The sequence below is a fragment of the Bacillus paramycoides genome (assembly GCF_001884235.1).
GTDB classification, from domain to species: domain Bacteria; phylum Bacillota; class Bacilli; order Bacillales; family Bacillaceae_G; genus Bacillus_A; species Bacillus_A paramycoides.
Genome location: NZ_MAOI01000033.1, coordinates 1 through 18,425 on the forward strand (window position 1 = coordinate 1; position 18,425 = coordinate 18,425).

An 18,425-nucleotide genomic window follows, 5' to 3' on the forward strand; every position below is an offset into this window, starting at 1 on the left:
CTACATCAATCTCCCTATCTTTTGGTAGCGCTTTCTCTTTTTCTCGATATTCTCCTTCAAGTTTAGACATTTCCTCGCCATGCTTCGCGGCCAGTCGTTTTCGGGCCTCCTCTTTCGCATGTCTAGCTGCCTCTCTTTTCATATCCTCTAAATCTTTATTTGGATCACTCATTTATTCGTCACCTGCTTCCCAGTCTTCGCCTCGTAACGAATTTTCTCTTTCAATTTATTGATTCCATAAATTAAAGCTGCAGGGTTCGGAGGACATCCTGGAATATACACATCAACTGGTACGATTTGATCTACACCCTTCACAACAGCATACGAATTCACATACGGACCACCAGCTGTTGCACAAGAGCCCATGGCAATTACCCACTTCGGCTCAGGCATTTGATCATATAAACGACGAACAATAGGAGCCATTTTCTTTGTTACTGTTCCTGATACAATCATGACATCCGATTGCCTTGGTGAAGTCCGAAAGAAGGACCCAAATCGATCTAAATCGTAATGCGATGAACCTACTCCCATCATTTCAATTGCACAGCATGCCAGTCCAAATGTCATCGGCCATAAAGAGTTGCTCCGCGCCCATCCCTTCAACTGTTCCAATGTAGAAAAAAAGATATTCCTTTCTAATTCCGCCCGCTCCTGTGGGTGTAATTCTTCAAAATTTATAACCATTGTAGCACCTTCTTTTTCCAAGCATACGCTAATCCAACCAACAACATCACAACAAAAATGAGCATTTCAATCAGTGCAAATAAGCCAAGCTTGTCATATGCAACAGCCCATGGATATAAAAATAAAGTTTCTACATCAAAGATGACAAACAATAAAGCGAAAATATAATAACGAGCATGAAACCGAATATTCGCATCATGAAAAGGCTCAATTCCACTCTCATACGTCGTCGCTTTCGCTGCACTCGGTTTATTTGGACGCAGCATTTTTCCTAATGTAAGAGCCACTACCGGCAGCAATATACCTAATAGCAAGAAAATCAAAACGATCATATAACTATTTTCATATACACTTGCCATTGTGAAACCCTCCCCCCTGAATTAAGAACAAGTTCACATAGTAAACAATATGTCTTACTTGCATCATTTATTATTTTTAAATTTTTCTAAATAATGCAACTATTTTAATCATTATAGCAAACTTCAAATTCCTATGTCGATATATTGGGAACAGAAACAACAATTAATAATTACTAAGAAAATCTATTATTACAACTCATTATAAATGTGTAAAATAAACATAGAAATGATATATGTTTTGCAAACAATCCTAAAAAACATAAAATACAAAAGATAGAAGATTATAAAAAAGATAAAGATGTACAAAAAATAGCTGATATGATTGTAGTATCTATGAATGAACCATTCGAAATTGAAAATCAACATTTACAAATCTCGTCAAGTATCGGGATTGCCATATACCCTGAAGCAGGCGAAGATCCGTTGTCTATTTTGCAACATGCTGATATGGCCATGTACGAAGCAAAAAACAAAGGGAAGAATGGTAGCTCGCTTTATACAAAAGAACTATATAAAAAAATGGAACGAAAAGCCCGAATCGAAAAAGATTTACCACTCGCTTTAGCAAATAAAGAATTCTTTCTCGTCTATCAACCACAAGTTGATATTACAACGAATAAGGTCATTGGTGTCGAAGCTTTAATACGCTGGAAGCATCCCCTTTTAGGTGAAATTTCACCGTGTGAATTCGTTCCAATTGTAGAAGAGACTCCGCAAGTCATACCGCTCGGTCATTGGGTGTTACGAGAGTCTTGCCGCCAACTAAAACTATGGCAAGCCCTTGGCTACAAGGATTTAAAGATGAGCGTTAACTTATCAGCAAAAGAGTTTCAACAAGATCAGTTACTCGAGAATATTGCACACATACTAAAAGACGTTGGTGTTGATCCTAAATATGTAACACTTGAATTAACAGAACGAATTGCAATGATTGATGAAAAAGAAACGTTATTACGACTAAAACAATTAAAAGAGTATGGCATTCAAACATCTATTGATGACTTCGGTACCGGGTACTCTTCTCTTGCATATTTGTCGATTTCCCCTATCGATACATTAAAAGTGCCAAGAGAATTTACACAACTAGCCGATCATCGGGCCGAGGAAAGGGCCATTGTTTCAACCATTCTCTCTCTTGCAAACACTTTAAACCTCTCTGTCATTGCTGAAGGAATTGAAACAGAAAAACAACTTAAATTTTTACAAAAAAATAACTGTAGATATATGCAAGGTTACTATTTCAGTAAACCGTTAGGCAGTAAACAGTTTATAAAATTTCTACAAAAAACACCCAGTATGAATAATTAATTCACACTGGGTGCTTTTATAGTACAGGAGTTTTTTTCTCATAGTATTCTTCTGCAATTTCTTTATAAAACGCTGCTTTCGTTGTATAAAAATATGGAGTTAACCATAAGAATCCAATTCCTATTGTAATAACACTTAATATAAACCAACCAATAAAACTTAAACATAATATGAAATACTCCATTTTATGCCCATTCATCATACGACGGCTTTCTGTAATGGCTTGGTTCATTGAATACTCAGGATGATCATTTAAAATAAAATACGTCATCGCATAAGAGAACGATTTAATAATGCCTGGAATAATGAAAAGTAAAGACCATAAAATAAGATAAATATTGACCAACAAATATACTAAAAATGACTTTATAAATTTATTACCTTCTGTAAACCATCTGAATAGCTGTCCAATACGAACTTCTTTTTCACGAATGATATGTAGTGCTAAATAATAGCCTCCTAGCGTCAATGGACCAACCAGAAACATTGTAATAATGTCTAGCGAAAGTGATTTATTCGCTTCTTCCCAGCCCCACGCTTGCGAAAAAACAAACTGGATACTAAAACCAAAAGCTGATGTAAGAGCCCATACAAGTAATGTAGCCCCTACGCCTACTCCCCATTTTCCTTCTAGAGAATCTAGTGCTTCTCCTTTTAAATCACTAATCATAATTAGAGCCTCCTATACGTAATAATTCTATTAGTATAGCACGTTCCTACTGCAATTCACCTTTTGAAATGTAGCGATAAAAATGCGCTGTCGTTGTACCCATATATGGACTAAGCCAAAGAAATCCTATTCCAAATGTAAGCATCGCTAAAATAGCCCATCCTATGAAGCTAAGCCATAAAAGAAATAGATCTAGCTTATGCCCCTTCATGATGTTCTTACTTTCTTTCATCGCCTGTGAAACGCTATAATCTGGATTTTCAATCATAACATAATATGTCATCCCATAAGAAAAATACGTCACAATCATTACAACAACTGAAATAGCTAATAGTACGAAGAACGCAATTATTAACGATACATTCCCTTCCCCACCAAAAAACGAGAATAAACCTATTAATAGCACTGGGATCCATGTACCTGTATATAATAAAATCGCAAGCATAGCCCACATTGTTTTCATCATTCTCTTAAAGCCACGAAATCCTTCAAATAAATAATCTACTCTAGCATCGTCTCTTTTACTAATTTGTAGCAACACATTCGTATAACCGTATGATGTAATACCATAAGATGCATTACTCAAAATCATCATTATGCAATAAAGAATTCCAAATGTAATACCTGCCCCAATTGAAATTGTTTCCTCTTCAAGTGAACCAGTTAAACCAGCAATTCCGAAAAATATAATAAGGCCTGGAATTAAAAGTATAAGCATTGCAGCCAGTGCAACAACATAACTTAAAATAAAATATAAAATCGTTGATCCGACACCTAGTCCCCATTTTCCCTTTAAAGAGTGCAATGCTTCTTGTTTCATTTCCCCGATCATTAATTCATCCCCTTTATAAAATATAACTTGTTATATATTATCTACTTATACAAGCAATAATATAATTATACCAATTTTGTTAGTTTATTCTATCTGTTTAATTCATTTTCGACATTTGAGTAGAACACAGCTATGCATAACAAAAAACTAACCTGCAGTTCTTTTCATTTATCTCCATAAAAAAAAACGTAAAGGCGAGGCCTTTACGTTTTTTTACTTCATATCGGTAACGTTTAAACGGTTCACAGCACGCTGCAAGGCCATTTCTGCACGTCTAAAGTCAACATGTGCTTGTTTATCTTGCATACGTTGCTCAGCACGACGCTTCGCTTCATTTGCACGATGGATATCGATATGGTTTGCTTCTTCAGCAGATGGTGATAATACAGTTACTTTATCTGGACGAACTTCGATAAAGCCACCGCTTACTGCTACATAATCAGTGTGTCCACCATTTTTCAGACGAACTGCACTAATTTTTAATGGTGCAACAGTCGGAATGTGACCTGGTAAGATCCCCATTTCCCCACTCTCTGCTTTTACACTTACCATTTCTACTTCTTTTTCGTAAACCGGTCCATCAGGAGTTACAATACTGACTGGAAATGTCTTCATAATTCGTCCCTCCTAAGGCCTTACGCCATCATTTTCTTCGCGTTTTCAATAACTTCTTCAATGCTACCAACAAGACGGAATGCATCTTCTGGAAGGTCATCATATTTTCCTTCTAGAATTTCTTTGAAACCACTAACTGTATTTTTTACAGGTACGTAAGAACCTTTTTGACCTGTAAACTGCTCCGCTACGTGGAAGTTTTGTGATAAGAAGAATTGAATACGACGAGCACGATGTACAACTAACTTATCTTCTTCAGATAACTCATCCATACCTAAGATAGCGATGATATCTTGAAGCTCTTTATAACGCTGTAAAGTTTGCTGTACTTGACGAGCTACTTCATAATGCTCTTCTCCTACGATTTCTGGAGAAAGTGCACGAGATGTAGATGCTAATGGATCTACGGCTGGGTAAATACCCATTTGTGTTAAACGACGCTCTAAGTTTGTTGTTGCATCTAAGTGAGCGAACGTTGTAGCTGGTGCTGGGTCAGTATAGTCATCGGCTGGTACATATACCGCTTGGATAGACGTGATAGACCCTTTATTTGTAGATGTAATACGCTCTTGTAATTGACCCATTTCTGTTGCAAGTGTTGGCTGGTAACCTACCGCAGATGGCATACGACCAAGAAGGGCGGATACTTCAGAACCTGCTTGCGTGAAACGGAAGATGTTATCGATGAACAGTAGTACGTCTTGTCCTTGCTCATCACGGAAATGCTCAGCCATTGTTAAACCTGTTAATGCAACACGTTGACGTGCTCCAGGTGGCTCGTTCATTTGTCCGAATACCATCGCAGTTTTCTTAATTACGCCAGAATCGCTCATTTCGTGGTATAAGTCGTTACCTTCACGAGTACGCTCACCTACACCGGCGAATACAGAGATACCACCGTGTTCTTGTGCGATGTTGTTAATTAATTCCTGAATTAATACTGTTTTACCTACACCGGCACCACCGAATAGACCGATCTTACCACCCTTAATGTAAGGAGCAAGTAAGTCTACTACTTTAATACCAGTTTCAAGAATTTCTACTTTAGTAGATAATTCTTCGAATGCAGGTGCTTGACGGTGAATTGGATCACGACGTACATCCGCAGGAACTTCACCATCTAAGTCAATTGCATCACCTAATACGTTGAATACACGACCAAGTGTTACATCACCAACTGGTACAGAGATTGCTTTACCAGTATCTTCTACTTCTGTGCCACGAACAAGTCCATCTGTGGAAGACATCGCAACTGTACGAACTGTATCATCACCTAAATGAAGTGCAACTTCAAATGTTAAGTTAATGTTTGCTCCGTTTTCGTTGCTTTGTTTTACCGTAAGGGCGTTGTAGATTTCTGGTAGCTTTCCGCCATCAAACTTAACGTCTACAACCGGACCCATGATTTGCGTAACGCGCCCTTTATTCATCGGGTTCCCTCCTAGCTTTCTTTTAATTAGCCCACTTTCTAAGAGAAGTCGGCTTTTAATTTTTATTAGTTTAGCTTACGCGGTTCTCCTGAAAGAACCGCCTACGCTTTTTAATACTATTCTAACGCTGCTGCTCCACCAACGATTTCCGTAATCTCTTGCGTAATCGCTGCTTGACGCGCACGGTTGAATGAAAGTGTAAGTGAATCGATAACTTCCATTGCGTTGTCTGTAGCACTCTTCATTGCTGTCATACGCGCCGCATGCTCACTTGCTTTACCGTCTAGTAATGCACCGTACACTAAGCTTTCTGCGTATTGTGGCAATAATACTTTTAAAATTTCTTCTTCAGAAGGTTCGAATTCATAGGCTGTCGTCGGTTTGTCAGACGCCACATCCGTAAGCGGTAAAATTTTATTTTCCGTTACTTCTTGTGAAATTTTACTTACATAATGATTGTAGTAAATATACAGCTCATCATAAGCACCATCTGCGAACATCGCAATTGCTCGAGAAGCAAGATCTTTAATATCAGTAAATGATGGGTGGTCAGATAATCCAACTACTTCATCAATGATGTTAAAGCCGCGACGTTTTAAATAATCACGTCCTAGTCGTCCAAGCACAATAATTGAATATTGGTTTGAATCCATATTATGACGTTCACGAATTACGTTACTTACTGTACGTAATACGTTACTGTTATAACCACCTGCTAGTCCGCGATCAGATGTAATAACGATGTATCCCGTACGCTTTACAGGACGCGCATTTAGCATTGGATGATTAATCCCTTTACTTCCTTGCGCAATGCTCGCTACTACTTCTTGAATCTTTTCCATATACGGAACGAAAGATTTAGCATTTTGCTCTGCACGGTTTAACTTAGATGCAGATACCATCTCCATCGCTTTCGTAATTTGACTCGTTTTCTTTGTCGAGTTAATCTTCGCTTTTATATCGCGTAAAGATGCCACAGGTTTTCACCACCTTTTTTCCGGAAGTTGGCACGATTAGTAAGAATCCTCTTCCTAATCTAGTTTGCAAGATATTCTTGCTCATGATTGAAGGAAAAGAATAGGTACACCTACTCTTTTCCTTTACATAACCGTCAGCAATCTCAAAACTTGAGTTGCCTTTTATATTATCTAGCTCCAGCGGCTTGAATGCTCGGTGGCTTCACTTCTTCCTACGAGGCAAAGACCGCCTCTTCGTCGGAAGCTCCATCCCCCTCACATTCAGGACGAGGCGCTTATGCTTTTATTATTCAGAAGCTACGAATACTTTTTTAAATCCGTTAATTGCTGCTGCAAATTTGTCGTCATCCGCAAGTTTCTTAGTTGTGCGGATTTCGCTTAATAAGTCAGCTGCATTTGAATCTAACCAAGCATGGAATTCTTCTTCGAAACGAGTGATATCTGCTACTGGGATATCATCTAGGAATCCACGTGTTAAAGCGTAAAGAATGATAACTTGTTTCTCTACACGTAACGGTTTGTGTAATCCTTGTTTTAATACTTCAACTGTACGAGCACCACGGTTTAATTTCGCTTGTGTTGCTTTATCAAGGTCAGAACCGAACTGAGCGAACGCTTCTAACTCACGATAAGATGCAAGGTCAAGACGAAGTGTACCTGATACTTTACTCATTGCTTTAATCTGAGCAGATCCACCAACACGAGATACAGAAGTACCTGCATCAATCGCTGGACGTACACCAGAGAAGAATAAGTCAGATTGTAAGAAGATCTGTCCGTCCGTAATAGAAATTACGTTTGTTGGGATGTAAGCTGATACGTCCCCTGCTTGTGTTTCGATGAAAGGTAGTGCAGTTAAAGAACCGCCGCCTCTTGCATCACTTAATTTTGCTGCACGCTCTAATAAACGAGAATGTAAGTAGAATACATCCCCTGGATACGCTTCACGACCTGGAGGACGACGTAATAGTAATGACAGCTCACGGTAAGCCGCTGCTTGTTTTGATAAGTCATCATATACTACTAATACGTGTTTACCATTGTACATGAACTCTTCACCCATTGTTACACCAGCATAAGCAGCTAGGTATAATAATGGAGCTGGTTGAGAAGCTGATGCAGTTACAACGATTGTGTAATCTAATGCACCGTGCTTACGTAGTGTTTCTACTACGTTACGTACAGTTGATTCTTTTTGTCCGATAGCTACATAGATACAAATCATATCTTCATCTTTTTGGTTAATGATTGTATCAAGTGCAACTGCTGTTTTACCTGTTTGACGGTCACCAATGATTAACTCACGTTGACCACGGCCAATTGGTACAAGAGCATCGATCGCTTTAATACCTGTTTGAAGTGGCTCATGAACAGATTTACGATCCATTACACCTGGTGCTGGACTTTCGATTGGACGAGTGTTTGTTGTATTGATTGGGCCTAAACCATCAACTGGTTGACCTAATGGGTTTACAACACGACCGATTAGTTCTTTTCCTACTGGTACTTGCATGATGCGACCAGTACGACGAACTTCGTCACCTTCACGGATTTCTGTGTAAGGTCCTAAGATAATGATACCTACGTTGTTTTCTTCTAAGTTTTGTGCTAGTCCCATAACGCCGTTAGAGAACTCTACAAGTTCACCAGCCATAACGTTATCAAGACCATGAGCACGCGCGATACCGTCACCAACTTGGATAACTGTACCAACATCACTAACTTCGATTTCAGACTGATAGTTCTCGATTTGTTGCTTTATCAGTGCGCTAATTTCCTCAGCTCTGATGCTCATGTGCTTCACCCCTATCTATTCTTCATTAATTCACGCTGAATACGTGCTAATTTTCCTTGTAAACTTCCGTCATAAATGCGATTTCCAATACGTACTTTAATGCCGCCTAGTAAATCTTCATCTACAACATTTTTCACGCGAATTGCGTCTTTTCCCGTTCTCTTTGCAAATGCTTCTGCAATGTTAAGCTTCTCTTCTTCCGATAGAAGACGAATAGAATAAACAGTTGCATCCGCTACGTTACGTTCTTCATTAGCAAGAACAACATATTCATCTGCAATTTCAGGTAAGATATCAATGCGCTTGTTATCAATTAAAATGTATAACGTATTTAAAATAGATTCAGAAACAGATCCGAATACGTTTGCAAGAAACGTTTTCTTCTGCTCTTTTGAAATGTTCGGTTGCGTTAAAAAGCTATGTAGTTCTCCGTTCTTTACATAAACGTTTTGTACAAGGCGTAATTCCTCTTCAAACATTTCTAATACGTGTTTTTCTTTTGCAATTTTAAAAAGAGCGACAGCATAACGTTTTGCTACAATCCCATTGCTCATCGCGCTTCTCCTACTTCTTTAATATAATCGCGAATTAACTTCACTTGATCTTCTTCTTTTAATTCTTTCTCAATTACTTTAGAAGCAATTTGAACAGATAAAGAAGCGACTTGTTCTTGTAAAGCAGCAATCGCTTGCTCTTTTTCGCGTTGAATTTCTTGTACAGCAGATGCTTTAATTGATTCTGCTTCTTCTTTCGCAGCAGCAACAATAACATCTTTTTGATCTACAGCTTGCTTTTTCGCTCTTTCGATTAACTCTTGTGCTTCAACACGTGATTGTTTTAACATTTCACGTTGTTCTTCTACTAATTTTTTCGCTTCTGCATTACTTCTTTCAGCAGCATCGATTTCATTAGTAACATGCTCTTCACGTTCTTTCATAATGCCCATTAAAGGACCCCACGCAAATTTGCGTAACATTACTAATAAAACTAGGAACACGAATAGTGTATAAGCAATCGTTCCAAACGGAATGGCAGCTCCTAATAATAAAGTTGGCACAAGGATTCACTCCCTTCGAGATTTCTAAATTGACTATATGAAAAAAAAGACATATATTTCGTTCATAAAGCAATGGCGAAGAAAGTTCGGAAAAACACTCTTCGCCATCTATGTAAGGGGAGTCTCCCTTATTTGTTCATTACGATGAATGCAATAACTACACCGATGATTGGAAGTGCCTCAACTAAAGCAACCCCGATGAACATAATTGTTTGAAGTGCGCCTTTTAATTCTGGTTGACGAGCAACACCTTCGATTGTACGTGATACGATAAGACCGTTACCAATACCTGCACCTAATGCTGATAAACCAATTGCAATTGCAGCTGCGATTACACCTAAACTCATTTAATTTGTCCTCCTTTGTATTATAAAAAAATAATTTTTTTCTTACTTAAATTATATTAATGGTCATGGCTTACTTTATGAGCCATATAAACCATCGTTAACATTACGAAAATAAACGCCTGGATTGAACCAACGAATACACTGAATCCCATCCATGCTAACATCGGTACAAGTGCACCTAATGCACCAAGGAATGATGCTCCACCTAACTTAGCAAGTAATCCTAATAAGATTTCACCCGCGTAAATGTTACCAAATAAACGAAGACCTAACGTTAATGTGTTAGCAAACTCCTCAATAACCTTTAATGGGAATAAGAATTTCATAGGTTGGAAATAACCTTTAACGTATTCTTTCGTACCCTTCATCTTAATTCCATAATAATGGGTGAGGGTAACTACCATCACGGCTAATGTTAATGTAACTGCTGGATCAGACGTTGGTGATCTCCACCATGCAATATGTTCGCCAGCTTCAGTTGCTGAATACATGAATGGTAAACCAAGGAAGTTCGATACGATGATAAACATGATAAGCGTAACGCCAAGCGTTAAGAAACGTCCACCTGTTTTCCAGTCCATCGTACTATTGATAATTCCTTTCACGAAGTCAAACACCCATTCCATGAAGTTTTGCATTCCTGTTGGGCGAAGAGCTAAGCTGCGAGTTCCGATAACAGCGATTAAGAAAACAATAACTGCTGCTACAGTAACCATCATAACTGATGACAAATCGAACGTTAAACCTAGAAATTCAACTAATTTACCGTGTTCCACTAGTAATTCACCTCTCTTCCCTGCTCTTATACTCTAAATAAAGAAAATCTATGATCATGACAAGGTATCCTGTCAGCAATCCTACACCTAAGCCCCACATCGCAATTAACTCTTGATATTTGGCTGCAAATAAAATTAATAACCCAATCGTGGCGAATCTTGAATATGTACTTACCGCTGTCGCCTTAAACTTCACGTTTTCTCCCTTTGTTACGCGATCTAGTAGCTTGTCTGTTCTACGTGCAATGATGCGCAAACTAAGAAAACTGAAAATCGTTCCGATAATCAGCCCAAGAAATACATCCTTGTAAGAGGTAAATCCCCATCCTAGCACTAGAAGCGCAAGCAAGTAGTACATATATTTCTTTTGTCTTTGGACAAGTCCATGTACGTCTATCATCATTGCTCTCCCGAATAGTAATGTCGAATGAGTCGAATCATTGCGTATACCCCTGTTCCTAACCCGAGTAATAACCCTATAATAAGAAACAATGGAAACGTTCCAACCTTATTATCAATCCATTGCCCACCAAAGATTCCAACAAGAATAGAACCGACTAACTGAGCAAGAATTCCTGACATTAAAGCATAAGCTTTTATATGGCTGCGATCGTTTTTTTGCAAGGATTCATCCCTCCAATATGTAACCCTCATTCACGATGTGTTAATAATAACTCATTTTTTTGCATAAATCCTATACAAAATAAAAAGTTTACATTTTCGTCACGGAATAGATGTAATTTTGTCACTGAAAGCCCTACCATCTATCCCCGTTGTTAGCATACAATAGGGTATTAACAGTGTCAACGAGAAATCGTAAAAAATCAAAAAATTTGAGTATTAGGTATTTCCTCCCAAAAATGAAAACGTTCCCCTTCTAAATACTGGTTAGAGATATGCGATTTCTAGCCGTTTTCTCTTTATAATAGAAGAAAATGTTCACAAGTTTGTCACTATTATATTTTTAAGATATAATGCTTTCCTTCCATAATATAGTGTTCTTTAGACGTAAGACTTCTATATTATATGATATATATATGCAACTTATGTTGCATATACGCTGTATATTTATCTCCCCTCCCCCTCCCCCGCCCCCTGGGGAGTACAAAAAAAGACGAGAGGGGAATCCCCCTCTCGTCTGTTGTCTTACTTCGTTCCGAATAAACGGTCACCAGCATCACCAAGGCCTGGAACTACATAACCATGGTCATTTAATTTTTCATCTAATGCTGCTACATAAATATCAACATCAGGATGCTCTTCTTGTACTACCTTTACTCCTTCTGGAGCAGCTACGATACACATTAATTTAATTTGTTTCGCACCGCGCTTTTTCAGAGAATTAATTGCTTCAGCTGCAGAACCACCTGTAGCTAACATCGGATCTAGTACGATAAAGTCACGCTCTTCTACATCCGTTGGAAGTTTCACATAGTATTCTACCGGTTGCAATGTTTTAGGGTCACGGTATAAACCAACGTGTCCTACTTTTGCTGCTGGAATTAATTTCAGAATTCCATCAACCATTCCTAAACCTGCACGTAAAATCGGAATTAAACCAAGTTTTTTACCAGCGATCACTTTTGTTGTTGCTTTGCTTACAGGTGTTTCAATTTCAATGTCTTTAAGTGGAAGGTCGCGAGTAATTTCGAAAGCCATTAAGCTTGCTACTTCGTCCACTAATTCACGAAAATCTTTCGTACCTGTATTCTTATCGCGAATATATGTAATCTTATGTTGAATTAACGGGTGATCAAATACATACAGTTTTCCCATGTGAATCTCTCCTTTAGATGATATTCATGCGTTTTCACACGCTTTTTTGCACTATTTACGATTGTAAAGAAAACGCTACTAATATTCAAGGGCAAATTTGGTAAAATCGTGAATTAGAATGAATCTATCTAGTATCTTTACCAATTATGGGAGCTGTATCCTTCATTATATCGCCAAAATTTATTCATCATTTGTATACATACTTTAAAAACAATATATGTTCTCAAAAAAAGACTGCCAAAACAATTATGTCTCAGCAGTCTTTTTCAATCTATTATAGATCTGTGTACATTGGGAATTTGCTTGTTAACGCCTCTACACGTTTACGTGCTTCTTCTAATGCAGCTTCATTCTCATGATTTTTTAATGTATGAGCAATAATTGCTGCAATCTCATCCATTTCTTCTAAACCGAAACCACGAGATGTTACAGCTGCCGTACCGATACGTACGCCGCTTGTTACAAATGGGCTTGCTGTTTCAAATGGAATTGTATTTTTGTTTACTGTAATACCAACTTCATCTAATACGTGCTCGGCTACCTTACCTGTAATTTCTAAGTTACGAACATCGATCAAGATTAAATGATTGTCTGTTCCACCAGAAACAAGTGTAAGTCCTTCTTTTTGAAGGCCTTCAGCTAAGCGGTTCGCATTGTTGATAATATTTTGTGCATATGTTTTAAAATCATCTTGTAGTGTTTCACCAAATGCAACAGCTTTTGCAGCAATTACGTGCATAAGTGGGCCACCTTGAATACCAGGGAAGATTGATTTATCAATTTGTTTTGCAAATTGCTCTTCACATAAAATCATACCACCACGTGGGCCGCGTAATGTTTTATGTGTCGTTGTTGTAACGAAGTGTGCATGTGGTACTGGGTTTGGATGTAAACCAGCTGCTACTAAACCAGCGATATGTGCCATATCAACCATTAAGTATGCGCCCACTTCATCTGCAATCTCACGGAATCGTTTGAAATCGATAACACGAGGGTATGCACTTGCACCTGCAACGATTAATTTTGGTTTATGTTCTTTCGCTTTTGCTAATACATCATCGTAATTAATACGGTGAGATTCAGCATCCACGCCATATTCTACGAAATTATATTGTACTCCACTGAAGTTAACAGGGCTTCCGTGTGTTAAGTGACCACCATGAGATAAATTCATACCAAGTACTGTATCGCCTTGCTCTAAAATCGTGAAGTATACTGCCATGTTCGCTTGTGCACCAGAATGTGGTTGAACATTTACGTGCTCAGCGCCAAAAATTTCTTTCACGCGATCACGTGCGATATCTTCTACTACGTCTACGTGTTCACAGCCACCATAGTAACGTTTTCCAGGATATCCTTCAGCATACTTATTCGTTAAAACAGAACCTTGCGCCTCCATTACTGCTTCACTTACGAAGTTTTCCGAAGCAATTAACTCAATCTTTGAACGCTGTCTTCCTAGTTCTGCCTCAATTGCAGCAAATACCTTTTCATCTTGACGTTTTAAATGATCCACCAAAATCCCCCTTTTCTGAACGAATTACATCGATTCCCAATAGTTTTTTCTTGTTTTATTCAGAAAAAACGAAAATTCAGGTTGTAATTCTTTCGAACCTTCATGTTTTCAACTACATTCTAACACGACTTTCTATATCATAAAAGAAAAAAAAAGACCGAAATCGGTCTTTTCTTTCTTCTATTATAAGGTCAGACTACATACCTTTTATCTTACGATATAAAGTATTTAGATGACTTTCTATTTTTCTCTTCAACGACACGTCATAGTTTCTTCGTTTGCCGCATAGACGGCACGTGCTCCACCAATTAGTTTCCCACGTGTTTTCGCCATCGTTACATGCGCACTCCCTATTTCCTTCACACTTGTACGAACCGGAACAGCTACATGCTTTAAATGCATACCAATAAATGTATCTCCAATATCCATTCCTGCATCTGCTTTAATAAACTCAATTATTACCGGATCTTTAAAGTTGTGATACGCATACGTCGCTAATGCACCACCTGCTGATCTAACAGGCGTAACTGTTACAATTTCAAATTGATATTTTATCGCTACCTCTCTCTCAACTACTAAAGCACGATTTAAATGCTCGCAACATTGAAAAGCCAATTCAATACCTGTTCGCTCTTGAAATTGTTTTAATTCAGAAAAAATCGCCTCTGCCACTTCCATCGTTCCTGATGTCCCAATTCTTTCACCTAGCACTTCGCTCGTGCTACACCCCACTACAAAAATTTGACCACTTTGTAACGAAGCTTGTTCTTGGAAATCAGAAAGCGATATTTGTAGCTGTTCTCTTACCTTTACGATTTCTGTCATTACGCCTCTTCCTTTCACAGGTTGGTTCACCAAATTATATTTCATACTACGTATAGTTAGAATCTATTACTTTGTTTCGTACGTTTTAATTTTTCCTACGCGGTTTTCGTGACGGCCACCTTCATACTCAGTTGTTAACCAAATTTTTGCGATATCACGCGCTAGGCCAGCTCCAATTACACGCTCGCCCATTGCTAACATGTTGCTGTCATTATGCTCTCTCGTTGCTTTCGCGCTGAAAGTATCATGAACTAACGCACAACGAATACCATTTACTTTGTTTGCTGCGATCGACATACCAATGCCCGTCCCGCAAACTAAAATGCCGCGATCTACTTCACCATTCGCTACCATTTCTGCTGCTGGAAACGCAAAATCAGGGTAATCAACAGAACCAGCTTCACATTCACAACCTAAATCAATATATTCAATATTTAACTCTTCTAATAAACTTACAAGTTCTTTACGGATATTCATACCGCCGTGATCAGATGCTACTACTACTTTCATTTTTACCCCTCCAAAGTTTCAATCAATTATCTTCATTTCACACTCGCTACCTTAATGGAACAAAGTGATCTCCAATATCGTATTATACACGAAACATCAACCTTCTGAATGTTTTTTCAGTAAAGTTTGTACAAGTTTTTCCATCTCTTCTAGCGTTTCTTTATAAATAGAAAGTGATCCTCCAAATGGATCTGAAATATCCTTACTTATTCCCTCAGTTAATCCATATAATGTATCCAATTTCTTTTCAACACTCGGATAATGCCCAAATACAATTTGCTTATGATTTTCCGTCATCGTTACTACAATATCCGCCCACTCAAGCAAAGTTTCGTTCACCTGCTGCGAAGCATGATCTATTGAAATTCCTTTTTCAGCTAAAGCTTCCTTCGCATGTATCGATGCATCGCTTCCAGGATAGGCGAAAACACCAGCCGATTGCACTTCAAATTTCCCTTCTCCATAATGACGAAGCAAAGCCTCAGCCATCGGACTACGGCATGTATTTCCAGTGCAAACAAATAACACTCGTTTCATCTAAGCCCACCCCTTTTTTCCTGTTTCCTACCATTTATCATAACGTACATTAGAATAGAACAAAAGAAATGTGAATATACAAAAAGCGCATTTTCTTTTGTTTTTTCTAAGAAAAATGCGCCTTATCCACATATATGTGAAACCCTATTTCCAAGTGCCTAGAGTATTTTAACATACATAATGAACATACTACAAAACAAAAAAAGGAATCCATTTCATATGAAACGGATTCCTTCTATACAATAATTATTTCATTGTAACTTTCATTACTTCTGTTGATCCTTTTGTAGCTGTTACACCTACAGTTGTCTTAATAGACTCAGTTGCATCTGTGTTTGTAATAACGATTGGAGTAATTGTGCTCTTCGCTTTTTCACGGATTAATTCTAAGTCGAATGAGATTAACTTATCTCCAGCTTTTACAGCTTGTCCTTCAGAAACGTGAGCTTCGAAACCTTCGCCTTCCATTTTAACAGTTTCTAATCCAACGTGAATTAAAATTTCTGTACCATTCTTTGTTTTAATTCCAATAGCATGTTTTGTGTGGAATAATTGTACGATTTCACCATCAACCGGAGATACAACTACACCTTCAGTAGGATCGATTGCAACACCGTCACCCATCATACGACCAGCGAATACTGGATCTGGTACTTCTTCAATATTTTTCACTGCTCCAGTTAATGGAGCTACGATTGTTTCTTCATTTGTTTTTGAACCAAAACCGAATAATTTTTTAAACATAGGATAGTCCTCCTTATAATTTACCTAAAGTTTATAGGGCAATCTCTATTAAAGATCGGATACACGTAAGACTTCATACCTCGAAAGTTATACTGTAAAAACGCTTTCGAAATAAATTACGTCATTACTAATAGACTCTTATTGTAGCTCTTTGCAAAATTCCAGTCAATTCTGATTGTCTGAATAGCAATAAGAAAGTTAACTTCTACTTATATTCTCTCTTTTTCCCGCCCTCTTGTCTAGAGGTCTTTACTACATTTTATCTTTTGTTGTTCATTTGTAAAATTTCTTTCGTTTTTTTGTTAAAATACACTTGACTAAAGTAAGTAACTATCTTATCATTACTTACATAAGATAAGTAAATAACTTTTAGGGGGTTTTAAAATGATGGATATCGGTCTTCTTATTATTCGTCTTATTATAGGAATTACATTCATGGGTCATGGTGCCCAAAAATTATTTGGTTGGTTTGGCGGTTACGGTTTGAAAGGAACAGGTGGCTGGATGGAATCAATCGGCTTACGCCCTGGTGTATTTATGGCATTTATGGCTGGCGCAACTGAATTACTAGGTGGATTCTTATTCGCATCAGGTATTTTCACTGCAATTGGTTCATTATTTATCGTCGGAACAATGTTAATGGCAATCTTCACTGTTCATGGAAAAAATGGTTACTGGGTAACACAGGACGGATTTGAATACAATTTAATGTTAATCGCTGTTGCTGTTGGTGTAGCTTTAATCGGACCTGGTGCATACGTTTTACTTTAATTTTTATCTCGATTTCAAGATTCTTTAAACGGAACTTACTTCATTACGCTTGAAGTAAGTTCTTTTTATGTAACAAAATATTATTTTCAGCAGGAGTTTCCCCCTGCTATCTTGTAAACAAACAATAAGCATTCATATTTAGAAAGGGGATTACGAACATGTTATCCATTAATCCAAACGAACAAACCGAAAAAGATAATTATAAATTATTAACGGGAAGTATTATTCCGCGGCCTGTTGCATTCGTTACTTCTGTAACGAAAGATGGCGTATTAAACGGCGCACCATATAGTTATTTCAATATCGTTGCTGCCAATCCACCACTTATCTCGGTTTCGGTACAACGAAAAGAAGGAAAACCGAAAGACACTTCCCGAAACGCAATAGAAAAAGGGGAATTTGTCGTACATATTTCTGATGAATCTTACATAGAAGCGATCAACGAAACAGCAGCCAACCTACCTCCTGATGAAAGTGAAATCAAATTAGCAAAACTAACACCTATCGACAGCGATGTCATTTCTGTACCTGGGGTGAAAGAAGCAAACATTCGAATGGAATGTATATTAGAACGCGCTATACCGCTCGGTGGAACCGACGACTCTCCAGCTTGTGATTTACTAATCGGTCGTGTCGTTCGTTTCCATGTTGCAGAGCACTTATACGAAAACGGCCGCATTCACGCCGAAGAACTAAAACCAGTAAGCCGCCTAGCAGGACACAACTACGCAAAACTAGGAGAACAATTTGAATTAGTAAGGCCGATTTAAAAGTGGCAGCGGCTCGTTCAGAATGGGAAGAGGATGGAGCTTCTGACGTAGAGGCGCTTTTTGCCTCGTAGGAAGACGTGAAGCCACTGAAGCTGGATATATTTAAAAGTGGAAGCGGCTCGT

At 38.1% G+C, this 18,425-nt stretch carries 23 protein-coding genes and 2 pseudogenes; 3 read left to right on the plus strand and 22 right to left on the minus strand.

The window, feature by feature from the left end; all coding sequences use genetic code 11:
• The 3 genes and pseudogenes from BAU28_RS05325 to nuoA form a co-directional block, all read right to left on the minus strand.
• A pseudogene (locus BAU28_RS05325) lies at positions 1-172 on the minus strand (NADH-quinone oxidoreductase subunit C); the annotation flags it as partial.
• Positions 169-687, minus strand: a complete 519-nt coding sequence (gene nuoB, locus BAU28_RS05330) for an NADH-quinone oxidoreductase subunit NuoB (RefSeq protein WP_000236333.1) — start codon at positions 685-687, stop codon at positions 169-171. The gene nuoB and the pseudogene BAU28_RS05325, both read right to left, overlap by 4 nt.
• The gene (nuoA, locus tag BAU28_RS05335; RefSeq protein WP_000179270.1) at positions 678-1,046 is read right to left on the minus strand and encodes an NADH-quinone oxidoreductase subunit NuoA; all 369 of its coding nucleotides are present in this window, start codon (positions 1,044-1,046) and stop codon (positions 678-680) included. Before nuoA ends, nuoB begins: the two co-directional genes overlap by 10 nt.
• 273 nt (positions 1,047-1,319) lie before the next feature.
• Here nuoA and BAU28_RS05340 point away from each other — a divergent pair.
• Positions 1,320-2,354, plus strand: a pseudogene (locus BAU28_RS05340) (putative bifunctional diguanylate cyclase/phosphodiesterase); the annotation flags it as partial.
• 16 nt (positions 2,355-2,370) lie between these two features.
• Here BAU28_RS05340 and BAU28_RS05345 read toward each other — a convergent pair.
• The 19 genes from BAU28_RS05345 to BAU28_RS05435 all read right to left on the minus strand — a co-directional run bounded on the left by BAU28_RS05345 (position 2,371) and on the right by BAU28_RS05435 (position 16,761).
• Entirely contained in the window at positions 2,371-3,024 is a 654-nt protein-coding gene (locus BAU28_RS05345; protein ID WP_071717955.1) for a DUF975 family protein, read from the minus strand.
• Between the two features lie 46 nt (positions 3,025-3,070).
• Positions 3,071-3,856: a DUF975 family protein gene (locus BAU28_RS05350; protein ID WP_071717956.1), complete on the minus strand. Its 786-nt coding sequence runs from the start codon at positions 3,854-3,856 to the stop codon at positions 3,071-3,073.
• Between the two features lie 213 nt (positions 3,857-4,069).
• A complete protein-coding gene (gene atpC / locus BAU28_RS05355) occupies positions 4,070-4,471 on the minus strand; it encodes a F0F1 ATP synthase subunit epsilon (RefSeq protein WP_071717957.1) in 402 nt (133 codons plus the stop codon).
• 20 nt (positions 4,472-4,491) lie between these two features.
• Positions 4,492-5,901 carry a F0F1 ATP synthase subunit beta gene (gene atpD, locus BAU28_RS05360; RefSeq protein ID WP_048374855.1) on the minus strand — a complete coding sequence of 470 codons (1,410 nt, stop codon included), beginning with the start codon at positions 5,899-5,901 and terminating at the stop codon, positions 4,492-4,494.
• 116 nt (positions 5,902-6,017) lie between these two features.
• Positions 6,018-6,878 (minus strand): F0F1 ATP synthase subunit gamma, encoded by an 861-nt coding sequence (gene atpG, locus BAU28_RS05365; protein WP_000157696.1) that lies wholly within the window; start codon positions 6,876-6,878, stop codon positions 6,018-6,020.
• A gap of 286 nt (positions 6,879-7,164) precedes the next feature.
• Entirely contained in the window at positions 7,165-8,673 is a 1,509-nt protein-coding gene (gene atpA, locus BAU28_RS05370; protein WP_071717958.1) for a F0F1 ATP synthase subunit alpha, read from the minus strand.
• An 11-nt stretch (positions 8,674-8,684) separates the two neighbouring features.
• Positions 8,685-9,227 (minus strand): F0F1 ATP synthase subunit delta, encoded by a 543-nt coding sequence (atpH, locus tag BAU28_RS05375; protein ID WP_000064682.1) that lies wholly within the window; start codon positions 9,225-9,227, stop codon positions 8,685-8,687.
• Positions 9,224-9,730 (minus strand): F0F1 ATP synthase subunit B, encoded by a 507-nt coding sequence (atpF, locus tag BAU28_RS05380; RefSeq protein WP_071717959.1) that lies wholly within the window; start codon positions 9,728-9,730, stop codon positions 9,224-9,226. Before atpF ends, atpH begins: the two co-directional genes overlap by 4 nt.
• Positions 9,731-9,858: 128 nt before the next feature.
• Complete coding sequence (gene atpE, locus BAU28_RS05385) at positions 9,859-10,077, minus strand: F0F1 ATP synthase subunit C (RefSeq protein ID WP_000052064.1); 219 nt, start codon at positions 10,075-10,077, stop codon at positions 9,859-9,861.
• A 56-nt stretch (positions 10,078-10,133) separates the two neighbouring features.
• Positions 10,134-10,853, minus strand: coding sequence for a F0F1 ATP synthase subunit A (gene atpB / locus BAU28_RS05390; protein WP_000399870.1), 720 nt, complete (start codon positions 10,851-10,853; stop codon positions 10,134-10,136).
• Positions 10,854-10,860: 7 nt separating this feature from the next.
• On the minus strand, positions 10,861-11,253 hold the full coding sequence (locus tag BAU28_RS05395; protein ID WP_002174351.1) for an ATP synthase subunit I: 393 nt from the start codon (positions 11,251-11,253) through the stop codon (positions 10,861-10,863).
• Positions 11,253-11,477 carry an AtpZ/AtpI family protein gene (locus BAU28_RS05400; protein WP_001171223.1) on the minus strand — a complete coding sequence of 75 codons (225 nt, stop codon included), beginning with the start codon at positions 11,475-11,477 and terminating at the stop codon, positions 11,253-11,255. Before BAU28_RS05400 ends, BAU28_RS05395 begins: the two co-directional genes overlap by 1 nt.
• A gap of 26 nt (positions 11,478-11,503) precedes the next feature.
• Positions 11,504-11,617, minus strand: coding sequence for a DUF4024 domain-containing protein (locus BAU28_RS05405; RefSeq protein WP_000232962.1), 114 nt, complete (start codon positions 11,615-11,617; stop codon positions 11,504-11,506).
• 382 nt (positions 11,618-11,999) lie between these two features.
• Positions 12,000-12,629 (minus strand): uracil phosphoribosyltransferase, encoded by a 630-nt coding sequence (upp, locus tag BAU28_RS05410; RefSeq protein ID WP_000517539.1) that lies wholly within the window; start codon positions 12,627-12,629, stop codon positions 12,000-12,002.
• A gap of 274 nt (positions 12,630-12,903) precedes the next feature.
• Entirely contained in the window at positions 12,904-14,145 is a 1,242-nt protein-coding gene (gene glyA, locus BAU28_RS05415) for a serine hydroxymethyltransferase (protein WP_002174352.1), read from the minus strand.
• Between the two features lie 252 nt (positions 14,146-14,397).
• On the minus strand, positions 14,398-15,015 hold the full coding sequence (locus BAU28_RS05420) for a TIGR01440 family protein (RefSeq protein WP_082183268.1): 618 nt from the start codon (positions 15,013-15,015) through the stop codon (positions 14,398-14,400).
• A gap of 21 nt (positions 15,016-15,036) precedes the next feature.
• Complete coding sequence (gene rpiB / locus BAU28_RS05425) at positions 15,037-15,480, minus strand: ribose 5-phosphate isomerase B (protein WP_002174354.1); 444 nt, start codon at positions 15,478-15,480, stop codon at positions 15,037-15,039.
• A 96-nt stretch (positions 15,481-15,576) separates the two neighbouring features.
• Positions 15,577-16,017, minus strand: a complete 441-nt coding sequence (locus BAU28_RS05430) for a low molecular weight protein arginine phosphatase (protein WP_002174355.1) — start codon at positions 16,015-16,017, stop codon at positions 15,577-15,579.
• A 246-nt stretch (positions 16,018-16,263) separates the two neighbouring features.
• Complete coding sequence (locus BAU28_RS05435) at positions 16,264-16,761, minus strand: PTS sugar transporter subunit IIA (RefSeq protein WP_002174356.1); 498 nt, start codon at positions 16,759-16,761, stop codon at positions 16,264-16,266.
• A 384-nt stretch (positions 16,762-17,145) separates the two neighbouring features.
• Between BAU28_RS05435 and BAU28_RS05440 the strand changes: the two genes are divergently transcribed.
• Both BAU28_RS05440 and BAU28_RS05445 read left to right on the plus strand, forming a co-directional pair.
• Complete coding sequence (locus tag BAU28_RS05440; protein WP_002174357.1) at positions 17,146-17,532, plus strand: DoxX family protein; 387 nt, start codon at positions 17,146-17,148, stop codon at positions 17,530-17,532.
• A gap of 158 nt (positions 17,533-17,690) precedes the next feature.
• Complete coding sequence (locus tag BAU28_RS05445) at positions 17,691-18,302, plus strand: flavin reductase family protein (protein WP_071717960.1); 612 nt, start codon at positions 17,691-17,693, stop codon at positions 18,300-18,302.
• Positions 18,303-18,425: the final 123 nt, after the last annotated feature.